The sequence below is a fragment of the Halorubrum sodomense genome (assembly GCF_900111935.1).
Taxonomy (GTDB): domain Archaea; phylum Halobacteriota; class Halobacteria; order Halobacteriales; family Haloferacaceae; genus Halorubrum; species Halorubrum sodomense.
Window position 1 is genome coordinate 118,363 of the sequence record NZ_FOYN01000004.1, and the last position, 14,977, is coordinate 133,339.

Here is a 14,977-nt window from a genome sequence, read left to right on the forward strand (position 1 = left end):
GCAGTAGCAGTAGTCAGTCCCGTCAGGGCTGTGTAGATGGGTGAATGGCGGGCTCTCGGCACCACATACGTCACAGGAGTCACTCATCGTCCACTATCTCCCGAGGAGCGTGGTCGGCACAGTATGCGAGGTTCCCCGTGTCCATTGCGAATCCCGACGAGTCCGGATACATACTGTATTCCACCTCATATGCAGGTTCATTCATAAAAACGCGATTACACTGGGCACAGTTGTCAAGATAGTGTGACGTGTCACTACTCATCTCTTCCGGCACGTGGTCAGCACAATACGTGATGTGTCCGGACTCTAGTGATTCACCGGTTGACTCCGAGCGAACAGTAAATTCAACATCGTAACTGGCGACGTGCGTAAGTTCGCGGTTACACCGAGTACAGCTGTATGGACTGTCCGACATACCTGCCTATATTGCTGATTGTGACTTAGACGTGAGCTATCTACGGTGAAAGTGGAGTATTGTGGCTCTACTATACAGGTTATTCTTTTCTCCTCACCTTGGACTTAAGCCCTGTGAGCCGCTCTTCAACTCGCTCAATTCACTCTGAGGGGGAGTCTATTCACCGAGGGCAGGGTGAGCCGTTCGTCTTCATTCTTACCCGTAAGGTAGAGTTCCTGACTTCCTCCGTCCTTGTAGACTGGGTCAAGGCTTGAGTATGAACGAATGACTGGTTGTACTGTGAGGTCTCCGGCTATGTAGGAATTCATTCTAGCTAACATAGTGTCTAGAATGGGAATATTTCGTTACACAAAACCTTGGATAACTGTTATGTGATGGTGCTACAAAATGGCCACTATGCCTGCAAAGATTTTCATAAAAAGAGCAGATGACTCAGATTCGATTGAAAGTGGTGAGATTGATGGCCATGGCCGCGTTGTATCTGAATTGGACGACCGATATGAATCGGGACCGTCACTCTCTGAGACTGATATGCAGAGTCTGGTTCGAGAGAAGATTCAGAGTCTAATTGAGGACGATACTGTAACTGAAGATAGCGTCGATGCACTTCTAGAGTCATTTCGCGAAGCATTACATAAGTGGCAACGTGAACCTGAGAAGGTCGTCTTGTTGTTAAAATATAATGACTACGTAGTGATATCACATGGGCACACTGAAGATGGAAGCTACTCTACTGGCGACAATTATGAGGTTGGTGAAAGAATCCTTGATACTGATAATATAATCTCCTCAGCTAAAGTGACCCAGACAGCAGGCGATGAATTCCAGTTAGAGTACCATTCTCGTTCAAAATCAGACTACTTTCGGCGGTATATCGGTTTGTCCGATGCTACTACTGAAGAAGTTTCAGTATATGTTACATTTGATTATAATGGAGAGGGAATAAACACGTATATTAATATTAATGAATCTGAGTTCATTGAAAACGACAATATAGAGATATCACCAGAAGAGCGTACAATTACTCTCTACGGTGATGAGCATCCCCTACAAAAGGTAAGCTGGAACGGTAGTACATACACTGGCTCTCAGTCGCATCGATTACAAGCGTTTCTTTCAGACCTTGATAGGAAACAGAACAACCTCCACACCCACGATGAAAAGCTGACCAATATTGACTCCAATATTGAGAAAGCAGGCGATGAAGAAGTTATAGAAGCTATTGACCATGTCCAAGTCGGTGATTCAAGATATAGTAAAGTTGGCACTGAAGGTGATATCATACCTATCTATGCGACCGAAAAATACGACTATCTCACGCCTGAGTTTTTGAACAGAATAATTGAACGAATTGTTGATGGCTCCACACTGCGTCTGTACGCACCGGCTGCGGGCTACTCACGCACTCCGTTAACAATCCCAACTAGTGGAGAAGACTATCGAATAGAGTTCAAATCAATTGACCAAGAAGATGTTGATACTCCGACTAAAAAAGTCCTTGATTCTGTGTACGAAGATATTGATGAGAATATACGTGACGACATGATGGCAAAAATGCTCACACGAGTTCTGTTTGAGCTAATTGACATTTCTTCTGACACGAACACAGAATATCTAAAGAAAGCATGCCAGTCATTCACGATAACGCAGAGTAGGTCAGTTGAGCATGAGAGTGACGTTATTGAATACAAACAAGAACTCGCTGACGACCTTGAAGAGCAAATAATTAGCGAGAGCGACACTGAGGGGCTCAAAATCATTGTCTGGGGTATAACCGAGGATAGAAAGTATCAAATATCGCCATTAGACAGCACCCCTGATTCCGACACTTGTAGGCAGCTTGAACAACGGTGTGAAGAGCGTACATCGCTAGAAAATGTGAAAATCCATGAAATAAATATTGACGATGATGACACCTCTGGTAAAATTATGCTTGGACTCATGCTTGGAAATTCAAGCACCTCTGAGGCGGTAGCACAAATATTTGGCTAATGGTTTTGTCATCTGTAATTGACAAATAGGGGAGAGCTGGTAGTACAATCATGTACCATCATCTGTATTGTCGACACCGATAACGTCTATTTCGAGTTGATTGTCTTGTTCTTGTGAACGCTGATTATATGTTACTAACTCACACTCTTCAACCAATCTGAGGTACGACCCTACGAGAAGTACACCTGATTCGGGCTGTTCAGTCATGCTGTATCGCCAATATCATTTGAACTACAAATAGGCAGTGTCTGTCTCAGCTTTTCGTTGTTGGCCGGTAGACGGTGTAGGTGTAGATACGCTGATATAATTGGCACTTGTAGGCTTACTCTGAGTAAGATTCATTCACATCTAACCGCACCTGCTTTTGGGTTACTTGCTCAGAACTAATGTTTCTGGGATATTGAATCAGACAAACCAACTACGAGGGTATTGAGGAACTCTACCGCAACAACATCTACCGATTAGGGATTTGATATGCTATCAATCTCGCTTACTTCGAATCGTCTTTGACCGCTTCGTTAAGTTCTTTCTCCGTATTCTGGCTTATTTTATCTGCTTGTTCAGGAGTGATAGTGACTGGATACCCTGCTTCGACTAATTTCTCTACAATCTCCGGAGGGGTAGTATCTGGGAGAGTTATCATTTCCCCATTCGGTAATTCGATTTTCGGTGGTTCAACTTCTTCCTCCTCACTCGGCCCACTCTTCAGTTGGAACTTCCAATAGGCATGAAGTAATATCGCTGATTGTACTATCTTGTCGATATTCTCGACCGCGATTTCGAATAGGGCGAGTCCGGCGGCAGATTTCTGAATCTCGAATCGGGATTCAATTTCCTCTGCCTCAATCATCTTGTAGACGAATTGGCTCCATGACCCGTCTACTGAAAGTGAGAGCGTTTCGTCTACAGATTGCCAGTCCTCTTCAGATGTATTGAGATAGTCTTGTGCTGTTATACTCAGCCCTCCAAATTCGCCGTCGTTAAGGTCTTCTGCTATATCTTCATTTCCGCCGTAGACACCAGCGATACCACTCAAAGCAGCGAAATTCCCATAGCTAATCACCTCCGCGGTCACCCACTCTCCAACTAGTTTATCGGAATCGTGGTGTAGGGTGAGCGGAATACCCTCTGACCTAATTTTCTCTGCCCACCTCTCAAGTTCTTCTTCAGGAATTTGATGACCGTGACGGTCCATACCCGTTGTAGAAATAATGCCCGGAATATACTCAGCAAACTCCTTTTCGTCCATTTTCATCCGTGTTCATATGGAACGTCATTAAGCCTACCTGTCCAATTAGAGTGCTACGGTTGGAGTATCTACTAGTCGATTCTGACTTCTGGCATTTAATGGTCTCCTCCTTCGGTCTCATCGTTCTGTTGAGGTTCAATGAAATCCGATGAGGCAAGTTTCATCATCGCCTCATCAGCCTCCTTGTAGTCATCAGTTACTACGTGGACGCGGTAGAGGTCATCCCACAGTTCGTTTACCGAGTCGACGACCGGCACAGCCTCCCCTACCCGTGGTCCCTCGTACATAGTACCAAACTCGGTTTCCTCAACAGTCTCATTCATCCGAATGTGGCACTTTTCAGCCTGAATGAGAAGTACAATTTCAGTCTTTATTCCGGCATATGGGACAAGATTTCGGTAAAGCAAATATCGGCCTTTCGCGCCGAATGATTTCACCCGTCGCTTTAGCCTCTGATAGGTTTCCTCTGGGTCAGCGAGGATGTAGGGGTCCGTTCTGTCCCCGAATTCTAGCCACCAATAGTTCTCATAGATTTCTATGCCCTTGACAGATAGTCTTACATCTGTCAATTCGGGTGTTAGCCGTCCGGGCGCATATGGTAGGTCAACAGAGTGGTTTATCCAAAATTGGGTTTCCATCTCTCTCATTACCTTTTCCCGTGTTATTCGTGTTCGCAACGTGAGCGTCCACCATCCACCAATAAGTAGCGTTGTGAATACCGCGAGAACCTGTAATTGCGAATAACCGAATATCATACTGAGTGATAAATTTGCGTCACCGCATTAGTCGTTCGACTGCCTCAGAAAATCGATATTTACTGATGTGGTTTGCCCTCTGTCGATTTTCGTCAGAACCCATCTCGTCTAAATCCGTGTAGGTCACGCGCTGCCGCTTTCCACTCGCCTCAGCAACCGGAATAAAAAATGTAGACACCTCATCCTCTGAATAGCCCGCGAACAAGTCGACATACTTCCTGTCATAACGGCCGGCCTCCGCTTGAATGTAATACCGGTTCCCGTCCTCGTTCTTTGCTGTTTTAACCTGAATCCTGTATAACTCACTGTCCTTGTCGACGATGAGGTCATATTGGTGATTGTGGCCAAACGGGAAGGACACACCGTATCCTTTCATCATCAGCTCTGAGGCAACGGCTAGTTCAGATTTCTCCCCTTGACGTGGCCTATTTTTCATAACATCAGTCTTTGCCATAGTATCATAAACTTGTGAGTCGCGTAGCTAGTCTACGGATACGTACCTGAACAGGCCGGGCCATCTGGCCAATCAGTAGAATAGCGAAATGGTGAACGGCACTCGATATGGTAATAATTAGGTGTGGTTACTAGCTTGTCTTGGTCTTACGACCCAAACACGAGGTCAGCATCCACTATCGGTAGCAGAACCTGCTACTGTTTACAACGGTCTGGGTTGAAACCCTCAGTAACGGTCGATGCTGGATTGTGATTGAAGACTAGAGGTTAATGCCCCGTCTTCCTGATTCCATTTGTTCAAGCCTTCGACGATGATGACCATCGAAGGAAATCTACCGAGACAGAAAATAGGCCGCTAATCACCAAACGCTGTTCTTCGCGTACTCAGGGTATTCCGCATAGACTTCGTCGATAAGGTCAGAAAGCAGCATATCGTCATACTCGGCAGCGAGGCCTTCTGCTAGTGAATGCGCTTTGTTAGCACTAGAATCCGCTAATTGATTTTGTACCCACGACTGCCCCTGTTCCGTGAGCTGGTAGGTGTATTTCACCTTCCCGTCCGCCATAGGCTCTTCTTCCACCTCAATCAATCCAGCTTCCTCAAGCGAGTCTAAGTCGTCGTAGAGCTCCTTTGAGAACGGTCCGTAATCATAGGGAATGAAGTTGTAATCTGGACTATCGAGTGATACGGCAGACACCTCGTCGAGCTCTTGTTCCATGAGGAATACCAACTTCTGGAGCCGGGTGCGACCCTCAACACAGCTCCCTTCACAAACGTCGAGCAGGGCCATCGGGAGCATTTTCCTATGCATCAGGGGTCACCTCACTCGCATCCTTATATAAGGATTGGAAGTGCTGTGTGAAAATCTTTGCTGTGCCAATATCGTAGAAGAGCATTCCCATGTCCCCCTGATTGAGATTTATCAAGACCGTGCCTTCGTCACTTACGTAGAACGATGTATCGACCTCATCAACTTCTCTGAAATCTGCGGCAGGCATATCATTAGCAACATCTTGGAGCTCGGGGCGGCCTCCCCAGCCGATAATTCGGACATCTACGCCCTCTTCTGCCTTCTCTTGAATTAGTTCTCTGTCTTGCTCGGAGAGCCAGAATGAACGCTCAAGAATCCAGATTCTGTCTTCAGCCCCCTCAAAGAGTTCACGCGCTTTCGTCGAAGTATCAGCAATACCAGTCGTCACCCATGCAGGATGAGATTGGGACTCCAGATTAAGGTCGTACGCGGGTTCCAACGCCTCAATCGCCTCCACAGCCATATCCTCAAACTTCCGTTGGTTTGGCTCAATCAGCTTCCGAGGGTTTTGTGCGTCCCAGTTGGTCGGTTGGACGCCCTGCTTGACTACAGCGTCCTCGCTGTGTAGCTTGTTCAGCGTATCATAGACACGACCCTGTGGAATCTCGGCTCGGACAGCAACATCTGAGGCCTCCAGCGGTCCATACCGTACAAGAACTCGGTATGCTGCTGCCTCGTACTGTCCCCACTCCATTATTGTCTGGAGGGATTCATTGAGTTCGTAATTGTCAGCCATATCAACAACCACTATTATGGTTGTATATCAAAACATCGCTCAGTATTTTCATATAGAAACAGCTTGCGTTGTTTCACTCAGGTTATATACCCCCTCCGCACCTTGTGATGATGTAGCGATATGTGTAGGGACGCGAGAAGCGGGGTGCTGGTCAATGAATAGTGGGTATCTGACGGGTGTAATCCCACGGATAGAAGCGAAACAGGAACATCTCGACCTCGCATCGAGGGCGAAGTCGATTGAGACTGTGATGCTTGACTACCCCCATGCACGCCGGCTCGACCAGAATGGCGTCAATCTCGCGGACATCGATGTCGAACTCATACTCACCTCCACAGTACCAGACGAGACATTGGAGGAGTGGTTTCCTGCCCGTGAGCTAGCGTTCGCTAAGAGAGTCGGAGCAGATGCCATAGTTCCCTGCGACCGTCCGGTCTACAATAGTGACGCGCGTTCTCAACGAATCGAGACCGTCCAGACCTATGTGGCCGACTTGAAGGAGTTCGTTCCGAAGTTCCAGAGTGCTGGTGTTGAAGTGGTCCCCTTGGTCAAGGGCGAAACCGAGTACGAGCGTCGTCTTTGCTACGAAGCGTTCGCAGAGCTTGGCCTGACGGGATTGGCCTACTACTGCGTCCAATACTTCAGCTACGGATTTCGATACAAGGCCCTGCTTGAGCGCATCCATCGTATCGCACGTGAATTTGAACCAGAGAACATGATGCTAATCGGCTTCCAATCGGAGAACTTGGTATCGGACTTTCCACCATGCGTGACTGGTGCGGCTGGTCAACGGTGGCTACGAAAATTCAACCCTCGGAACATGTCTGTCGAGACAGCCGTACGTCAGTACGATGTTTGGAGTCAACAGGTTGAGTCCGCTCTTGCGATAGGACAGGCACCACTCTATGCGTTCACGAACTCACGGGGGTGGGCCTGATGGGGACTGACATCGCCCCACCCGGATATCCCGGAAATCAGGATGAGAATGAATCTGAACAACAGAATACAGGTCAAACCTCGTTGGATGACTATGCGGATGAAACTGGACCCACGAACCGCCAAGGCAAGACGATTAACGAGCGTCGGGAGCGACTAGAGCAGATTCTAGAAGAGGAGATGGAGGTCGTCGAGAGCCATCAGTTCGGGTCGTTTACCCGAGGGACGATGGTGGGCCCACTTTCGGAGGACTCCGATACGGACGTGATGTTCGTTCTAAGCCGTGAAAAACACGGCAAGTGGGAACGTGGAGAAAATGGGTCGAGCAACTGCCTCCGGGCAGTAAAACGAGCACTGGAGAAACGATATCCCAATTCGAAGGTCAAAATCGACCGAAACGTCGTGAGTGTCCAATTCAGCGACTTCACCGTGGATGTTGCTCCGGCCTTCAAGGACGGAACTGGAGGCTACAAAATCCCGGACACGTACAGCGAAGGTAGGTCTTGGGTGCGCACGAACCCGCGAGGCTACAAGCAACGCTTCGAAGCAGTCGACAACGCCCGTGGCGGTAAACTCCAGAAAGTAGCTAGAGTGGCGAAGAAGCTCCGTGAGAATCGAAATGTTCCGGTTAGTTCGTACCACATGGAGGTGATGGCCTATGACCATGTACACAACCATCCCAACAAGGACGCGTCGACTGAGGAATTAGTCGAAGGGTTTGTTGAAGAACTCCCTCGCCGGATTTCGCGGGGGACTCGGGACCCCGTAAACGGTGACCGATTGGACTCAAATATGGACCGCTCGAATCGAAAAGAGGCTATCAGGAAGGCCAAAGCTGCTCGGAGACAGATGCGAGACGCAAGAGCCCATCGACAGACCGGTGACAATGAAGAGGCGAACGAGAAGTATGGCGATGCTCTCGGGGAGGACATCGACTAATGGACGGAATTCGAGATAAAATTCGCCATAGGGCGGAGAACAAGGCCGACTCCATCTGTTACACGTACAAACAGCACTTTGCAGCGGCCAACTTCTACCGTGCGCTTTCGCGTGTGCTAGATGTCGTAATGTTTGCTGCTGCTTCGTTGATACTCGCAACGAATTTCTGGGGTGTGATGCCGAATCGATATATCGCGATTCCTGCGCTGCTCATCGCCGGTATTACTGGATATCGGCGGGGTACGAATCTGGAAGACAGGGCAGAAGAGTTCCGCCGGTCAGCTCGTCGCTATCACGCACTTTTCGACGAGTACCGCGATTTCCTCGCAATCACAGTGGTCTCGGAAGATTTGAACGACGAGGAAGTTATGGCGAAGTTCGACCGACTCAGTGAGGACCGTCGCCAACTGAACCGGACGACGCCCGACGCAAATGGAGTCTGGTATCGGTACATCAAGTGGAAGGGCGAGGACAAGATTCGAGAAGAGATTACCACAACAACCGAAACGAGGGAAGCCCTCTCAGGGGGTAAAGGATGACACGTAGCCCCGCTGCTTCGAGCGCAACGATTGCAGAGGATGCGTTTGAAGGCAAAATTATTGCTGTTATTCTGATACCGGTCTTCCAGACGATATTCATTGAGATGGCGGGAGTGTTGAACGACGCACCTGCTACAGAACATGCGTTTATCGACCCAGCAAGCTACGCGATGATGTTTGTTGGTGTATTAGGATTATTCAGTATCGGATTGACTGTCGCTTCGGTTGTAGGGTCCTATATTATCGCAGGAGTTCCGGGTGTCATCGCTTACTTCGTATTCGATTTGCTTGTAGCGGCCATCCTCAACTCTATCGCGGTCGCTACACTCTTGTTCGTCGTCGGTATTCCGACGTTTGCGCTCATCATCTGGGCCAATCGAATGGTCGGTCAAAACACACACCGTCAACGTGGCTTTAGCAGGTGACCGTCGCCCTAATCAACCCAATCTTGGTTGACATTATCCAACCAAGTCCGAGTAAAAATCGCTCTTAAGGTCTGTTCCGTTATTTCCCCTCTCTCGACACTCCTCCGTCTTTCTCCACATCACTTTTTCGAGACGCCGAGTTCGCTGACAACCTCTCGAAGCATGGCCCGAGAGATGAGCGACACGTCTTGACCGAGGTAGTCGATGAACCCGCCGTATCGCGTCCAGCCTTTGGCTCTGTGATAACTATACTTCGTCTACTCAGAAGAAGTGTCTTGAGTAAAAGAAGTCACAAGGACAGCTCGGGTAGGAGTCAGGCTCTCGATTTTTCTGGAACACGAGACAGTAGAGGAGAGGCCCTATTCAAACATTTGAATTCTACCAAAACTATTTGAACAGGGGGCACAAAGGTGGGGATACAATGACTAATGCGCTAGCCGGGTCGTGGGATGAAATGAGCGGTCGAGAGCGTGTTCGAGCGGTGATGGAGACGCTAAGCGGGGCTGCAACGGTACAGGAAATCTCGGACCGCGCGGATGTCTCTCGGAACACGGCAGATGACGAACTCAAACAGATGGAGGCTGACAACCGAGTCCACCAGACCCTCGTAGATGGCAAAAAGGGCTACCAGCTCAACCCGGCTAAGCTGTTCTTTGATGAGATAATGGAACTCATCGAGGAGCACACCCGGGATGAATTGAATGTCGAACTAGTGGACATCAAGAAAGAAAAAGAAGAACTTGAAAATGAGTTCGGTGTAGAGTCGCTAACGATGTTCCGCGAGCAGATGTTAGAGAACGAGGACATCTCGGCGGACGAGTTGCGGGAAAGACAGAACATCGCATCAACGTGGGAGACGCTCAATATGGAGGAGAAGCTCTACCGGCATGCATTGCGTCTCTATGATGACGTACAGGACATCTCTTCGGCCGACTCAACTACACCGACTGCTCTCCCCTGATATTTGTGCTCTTTCTCGCAAATCGTACCAACGTTCAAGCTCGTCAATTACACAAACGGCTCCGGAACCAGCTAAGGTCTGGAGGGTACTTCCATACGGTCCAGCTAAAGCGTAGTCCAGCGCGAGCAGCAGGTCCATACCGAATCTACGCTGAGACGGACCCGCGCATCTTCCTTGGTGACACCTCGTACCCTGAAAAGGAAGGTCGTCTAGAGGTCGGGTTCGATATCAATACTTCAGCACCGTATGAACACTACCGGTTGAACTGGATTGAGCCAAATCGGAATATAATGGTGGGATGGCATCAAGACCATGGCCACGACGACTTAGGGAAAGTCCATGCACAGGTAAACGACGGTAAAACTGTAGTTGAGCACGTATCGGCTACGTTCATTGATGCACATCCTCTGGAAGTATTCGAGAAACGAATGGAGGCTCTCCCGGACCTTATCAAGTCCATTGAATGGAAAGACGGCCGTCCAGTTGGACTTGATTGGCCCTGAGTCATTTCAGCGGTTGTCTCGCGACGATGACTCGAACTGGGTCTAATCAGTCTTAAACGCCAACCTCTTTCGCTCGCTGCTTCAGCTCCGCATCCTTTGCGTCAACTCCGTCTAGTGAGTTGAGTTCGACACTGGCGTCTTCCAGCGCGAGTTCGACCCGCGCGAGACTCCAACGCATCATAGCGAGCTGCCTGTACACGGTCTGAGACACGTACTCCTGTACGTCCTCGATAGACGCTTCCAATTCATCGAATTCCTTAGCAAGTTCAACGACATCTACCTTTGTGCGGGCAGGCTGGCGGTCATGGGAGATAAGTCTCTTCGCTTCTCTCATTTTTTCGTCCGGGATAACCGCGACCTTCATTCTCACCCCGGACCGCGAGGGAATCTGTGACCGCTCGATTTCAATATATCCGTGTCGCTCTAATTTTCGGAACTGGTACTGTAACTGGCCCTCAGTTAACTCTGTGCGCCGCCGAATCGTCGACGTGGCCGCTTCGCCGTCTTCTTCAAGGACAGCCGCGATAAATTCACGCGTTTCTTCGGTCTGATTCATCTGAATCATATATAATTATTGATAGTAAGACTGTAAATGTGTATGGGTGTCACAGGCTTTCAAAGCATGGTCGGACAGCCTTTGACGGGGTATAATTCGAAGCTTCTTACCAAGGCTTCCAGAGGCTTTGCCCACTATTTCCGACTCTTACTCATAGACACGCCCCCCTCAAAGAGTGTAGAACCCAAGGTGATTCTCTTGAAAAAGTGTATGAGTCCACAGCGAACAACTCGATACCGGAGAGAGCAACGACGAGGTACACCTAGTTATCGCCAACTCCCAGATACTCGGAGAACGAACCTCGACACGTAATGCGAGCGAGCGCGCGAACCACACACCTCACTCTCGAAGAACACTAACAAGGGGGATACTTCTTAGAACAGGACAGGACTTGGAGGCAGCCAGTCGGCGACAGCACAGCAGTCGAGGTCAGCGAATCCGATATAGTCGGCGAGACCGTTTCAGGACCATGGTCGACGACTCAGCGATAGACTGGCCCGACGACCTCGAATGTGGCGAATGTGGTGTAATCGTTGGTGAGGACGGAGTGCGTATCCAGTACGAATCTCTCTTGAGCCCCCTCGAACCGGAGTTATACGCGTGGTGTAATACCTGCTCTCCTGACACCGAAGAAGAGGAACAAGAACTGTGGGCTCACGTGAAAGCGGGAGACTTCAGAGAGCAAGCCCAATCGTGGGATGAATACTGAGGAACGCAGACCTTGGACGTACAATTCTTTTCGACGCTTTCGAGTGAACCACAGTCGGTTGCTGGTATTCTCTACAGACCGAACAGGCGCGAGGCCATGACTCTCTTGACTTCTTCCAGTTCGAAATATTGCTCATCGGAAATCAAAACGCTCGCGTGAGTTGGACGACGATTCGCTATGTCGATAACTGCCTCAAAGGGAATCGAATCACCATAATAAATTGCCTCGTCTGATGGAGCAGGCCCATCCCATTTCCACAGGACTTCAACGACCTCGTTGTCAACTTCGACCCACGCGTGCGTCGATGCGCGAGATGGATGACTGGCCATAGCAAGTCCTTCACAATAGCGAACATCGTCGTAGACCTCGAACGCGTTCGTGCGAAGTGCCTCAAAAGCGAGTAAATAGCACGAATTCGCGTCAATACTGTTGGCACGCCATTCTTCGGCGACGGCGACCACATCTTCCGGTGGGTTTGTCGACCGTCTTGATGGATTATACTTGACCCCATCAATCGGACAGGAGCCCGTAAGCACAGCGTAGTCTATCGCGCTCCCGAGGTGGCGGACTCGCTCTTTTGAATCTGCCAACAAGCGGTTCGCGCGTCGGCGTCTATTGAATGAATTACGCCACTTTTCGTATTCAATCATATCAACGCCAGCGTCTATGAGGAGGCCGTAAGCCTCATCCTCAGAGAGTTCACTACGAGCGGAAAGATTGCCAAGATAGTAGGCAATCGCGTCGTGCTGAGTGGCAACTACATCGACAGTGCTATCATGAAAATTGCTTCGCTGGACTTCTAAACGGTTGTCTGTGTTCTCACGAGTCGCGGCACCGCGAGTGAGCAAAAAATGGAGCGTATCACGGGGGTTATTCATGTGACTCACATCAGTGGAGTGTTGGCAGATGAGTTCGTGGTCATCTGCTTCTATTGTTACCTCGGTAATTGCCCCGCTCGACGGGTACATCGTGCTATCATACGAGTTAGAACGCTTATACTTAGCTGGCACAGGGCCTCTATCTATATTATCAGTCTCTCATTTACTCATATGGCATTATATTTTGATAGTAGCAAAATTCTCAGTTTGATGGGCCTGCTCAACTCTTTCTGGCAAAGGTCAGTCTCATAGGTTCTACAGACTGATTTTGCTACAATCGAAGGCGTGTAAATGTGGCTACTGTATGGTGGGACTACTCAGTTATGACACATGATGTATTATTTGTATTGCCTGAAAAAAGGCTTTTAGGGCCTTCTAAACCCGTTCTTATTTATACTAATTTCAGAAGCAACATATATGTATAGAGTAAAGCGTCCGAAATTATGAGGAATAAAACATGTCCTCTAAACCAAACAATCGAGACGATGTACGAGTCCCGAAGTATACCCGGGAAGAAATGAACGTTGGAACAGTCAGCGATACGCTCCGGGGAGAACTGAACAAAAATCAGTTCACTCTCTACAAGGACTGGCAACTCGCGGTCCTCCGGTGGGCGTTCGACCGTGGACGCCGGCCGAGTCGACGGAAGGGCTACGCGAGGAACTCCATGCCCCACATCAAGAGCGCAGTAGAGCGGTTCAGCGTGTGGCTCTACACAGAGTGTGGATTCACCGTTGAGTTCACGGAAGAACACCTCGACGACTACTGGTACTACCAGCTTGGGCGGGACACGAAGCTCGACAGCAAGCGTCGAGAGCTGTTGAACGTTAGGCTCGTCCTCAAGCAGAGGGGGAAAGAGTGGAAGATTCCGGAGAGCGAGGAAATCTATCGGGACATCGCCGAGGAGGAAGCCGACCCGGGATTCAGAGACTGGTACCGTGACTACGAGCTGAAGGATATCAAGGCAGCATCTCTGGACCTCCACACGACCCCAGACCGAAAGAAGCTCTCCGAGGGAGAAATTGAGGAGTGGGGAGCGTACCTCGCTCAACGGCTTGAAAAGCCGAAGAACAAACTCACTGATGAGGACTGGGAGGCCGAAAGTTGGAAGGTTCCAAGCCTTGTGTACGTGTCGTGCGACATTGGTCTACGCCCCTGTGAGGTGACCCGGGCACAGGTCTACTGGGCAGATATCGAGGGTGCCAGCAAGCCGTACATTCGAATTCCACGGAAAGAGGATTCGAAGCTGGGCAAGAAGAACCGCAACTGTCGGCTGAGCGTTGAGGCTGCAAAGATTCTCGAACGTTGGATAGACGAGCGCGAGACGCTACCAGAGTACAAGGACACAGATGCCCTCTGGCTCACGAGTGAGGGGAACCGATACGTGAGCAGCACGCTCCGTCGCACGGTCATGATTCCGCTTCAGCGAGAGGCCGGCATCAACATCGACAAGCGCGAGAACGGCTGGTACATGATTCGACGTGGACTCGGAACTGACATCGTCAACAAGGGCGGCGACATCAGTCTCCTGATGCAGCAGCTCCGCATCGACCGCTACGAGACCGCCTTGCGATACGTCCAGAATGCGGACAAGGCCTCTGAAGACTACTTCGACGTGCGGTAATCGACACGAGTAGGCGACAGCAACTACTACCATGCTTGAGCCACCTTTCCCAGACAGAGAAGTGACCAAAAATGCCCGAAGGACATCTTACCGTTAGGGATAGAGTGTGGGATGCTGCGTTGACGACGCTCGTTAACCGCGGCAAGTTCAAGTTAAGCGACCTCTCGTTCGATGAATCACAGACAGCGACTGTGAGAAGGGTTCTGAAGACGATGATAGAATTGGGTTGGCTCAAGAAAGATAGCAAGGGGTCCTCCATCTATCGGCTTGGACCGAAGGCAGAGCTATTGCTGGACGTAGACGAAGAGATTATCGAGTCGGCAAATTCGTGAAAACACTCACCACTCTTGCGTAGATTATCTTTGGTTTCCTCATATTGGCTTCTGTGACATCTAGGGGCCCCTAAACACTTTTTAGCTCAAATCTATTTTCTCAATCTAACCAAATTTGTATATCGTTTTACTTTCTCCTTGTGGAGGCTGAGACGCGGGTTCG

Annotated in this window: 16 protein-coding genes; 9 read left to right on the forward strand and 7 right to left on the reverse strand. The window is 49.5% G+C overall.

Features of this window, described 5'->3' with window-relative positions; genetic code table 11:
* Positions 1-811 precede the first annotated feature (811 nt).
* On the forward strand, positions 812-2,407 hold the full coding sequence (locus BM286_RS15285; RefSeq protein ID WP_143103883.1) for a hypothetical protein: 1,596 nt from the start codon (positions 812-814) through the stop codon (positions 2,405-2,407).
* A 490-nt stretch (positions 2,408-2,897) separates the two neighbouring features.
* On the opposite strand, the gene BM286_RS15290 is transcribed toward BM286_RS15285, so the two are convergent.
* From BM286_RS15290 to BM286_RS13735, 5 genes are all read right to left on the reverse strand, one after another.
* The gene (locus tag BM286_RS15290; RefSeq protein WP_143103884.1) at positions 2,898-3,656 is read right to left on the reverse strand and encodes a hypothetical protein; all 759 of its coding nucleotides are present in this window, start codon (positions 3,654-3,656) and stop codon (positions 2,898-2,900) included.
* Positions 3,657-3,751: 95 nt separating this feature from the next.
* Positions 3,752-4,411 (reverse strand): hypothetical protein, encoded by a 660-nt coding sequence (locus tag BM286_RS15295; protein WP_167603413.1) that lies wholly within the window; start codon positions 4,409-4,411, stop codon positions 3,752-3,754.
* 19 nt (positions 4,412-4,430) lie between these two features.
* Positions 4,431-4,865 (reverse strand): group I intron-associated PD-(D/E)XK endonuclease, encoded by a 435-nt coding sequence (locus BM286_RS13725; RefSeq protein WP_143103886.1) that lies wholly within the window; start codon positions 4,863-4,865, stop codon positions 4,431-4,433.
* Positions 4,866-5,223: 358 nt separating this feature from the next.
* Entirely contained in the window at positions 5,224-5,676 is a 453-nt protein-coding gene (locus BM286_RS13730; RefSeq protein ID WP_092923613.1) for a helix-turn-helix transcriptional regulator, read from the reverse strand.
* Positions 5,669-6,412: a TrmB family transcriptional regulator gene (locus BM286_RS13735; RefSeq protein WP_092923616.1), complete on the reverse strand. Its 744-nt coding sequence runs from the start codon at positions 6,410-6,412 to the stop codon at positions 5,669-5,671. The genes BM286_RS13730 and BM286_RS13735 overlap by 8 nt, the downstream gene beginning before the upstream one ends.
* A gap of 154 nt (positions 6,413-6,566) precedes the next feature.
* Between BM286_RS13735 and BM286_RS15300 the strand changes: the two genes are divergently transcribed.
* The 5 genes from BM286_RS15300 (at position 6,567) to BM286_RS15760 (ending at position 10,212) form a co-directional block, all read left to right on the forward strand.
* Positions 6,567-7,349, forward strand: a complete 783-nt coding sequence (locus BM286_RS15300) for an apurinic/apyrimidinic endonuclease family protein (RefSeq protein WP_143103887.1) — start codon at positions 6,567-6,569, stop codon at positions 7,347-7,349.
* Complete coding sequence (locus BM286_RS15305) at positions 7,349-8,287, forward strand: CBASS oligonucleotide cyclase (protein WP_143103888.1); 939 nt, start codon at positions 7,349-7,351, stop codon at positions 8,285-8,287. The genes BM286_RS15300 and BM286_RS15305 overlap by 1 nt, the downstream gene beginning before the upstream one ends.
* Positions 8,287-8,826 carry an SLATT domain-containing protein gene (locus tag BM286_RS13740; RefSeq protein WP_092923619.1) on the forward strand — a complete coding sequence of 180 codons (540 nt, stop codon included), beginning with the start codon at positions 8,287-8,289 and terminating at the stop codon, positions 8,824-8,826. The genes BM286_RS15305 and BM286_RS13740 overlap by 1 nt, the downstream gene beginning before the upstream one ends.
* Positions 8,823-9,251 (forward strand): hypothetical protein, encoded by a 429-nt coding sequence (locus tag BM286_RS15310; protein ID WP_143103889.1) that lies wholly within the window; start codon positions 8,823-8,825, stop codon positions 9,249-9,251. Before BM286_RS13740 ends, BM286_RS15310 begins: the two co-directional genes overlap by 4 nt.
* A 454-nt stretch (positions 9,252-9,705) precedes the next feature.
* Complete coding sequence (locus BM286_RS15760) at positions 9,706-10,212, forward strand: winged helix-turn-helix domain-containing protein (RefSeq protein WP_174549017.1); 507 nt, start codon at positions 9,706-9,708, stop codon at positions 10,210-10,212.
* A 555-nt stretch (positions 10,213-10,767) separates the two neighbouring features.
* On the opposite strand, the gene BM286_RS13755 is transcribed toward BM286_RS15760, so the two are convergent.
* Entirely contained in the window at positions 10,768-11,271 is a 504-nt protein-coding gene (locus BM286_RS13755; protein WP_167603415.1) for a transcriptional regulator, read from the reverse strand.
* A 469-nt stretch (positions 11,272-11,740) separates the two neighbouring features.
* Between BM286_RS13755 and BM286_RS15315 the strand changes: the two genes are divergently transcribed.
* Positions 11,741-11,980: a hypothetical protein gene (locus tag BM286_RS15315; protein WP_143103890.1), complete on the forward strand. Its 240-nt coding sequence runs from the start codon at positions 11,741-11,743 to the stop codon at positions 11,978-11,980.
* A gap of 71 nt (positions 11,981-12,051) precedes the next feature.
* On the opposite strand, the gene BM286_RS15320 is transcribed toward BM286_RS15315, so the two are convergent.
* Positions 12,052-12,948: a hypothetical protein gene (locus BM286_RS15320; RefSeq protein WP_143103891.1), complete on the reverse strand. Its 897-nt coding sequence runs from the start codon at positions 12,946-12,948 to the stop codon at positions 12,052-12,054.
* A gap of 427 nt (positions 12,949-13,375) precedes the next feature.
* Between BM286_RS15320 and BM286_RS13760 the strand changes: the two genes are divergently transcribed.
* A complete protein-coding gene (locus BM286_RS13760) occupies positions 13,376-14,482 on the forward strand; it encodes a tyrosine-type recombinase/integrase (protein ID WP_167603417.1) in 1,107 nt (368 codons plus the stop codon).
* A 71-nt stretch (positions 14,483-14,553) separates the two neighbouring features.
* Positions 14,554-14,814, forward strand: a complete 261-nt coding sequence (locus BM286_RS13765; protein ID WP_092923630.1) for a hypothetical protein — start codon at positions 14,554-14,556, stop codon at positions 14,812-14,814.
* The last annotated feature ends 163 nt before the right edge of the window (positions 14,815-14,977 follow it).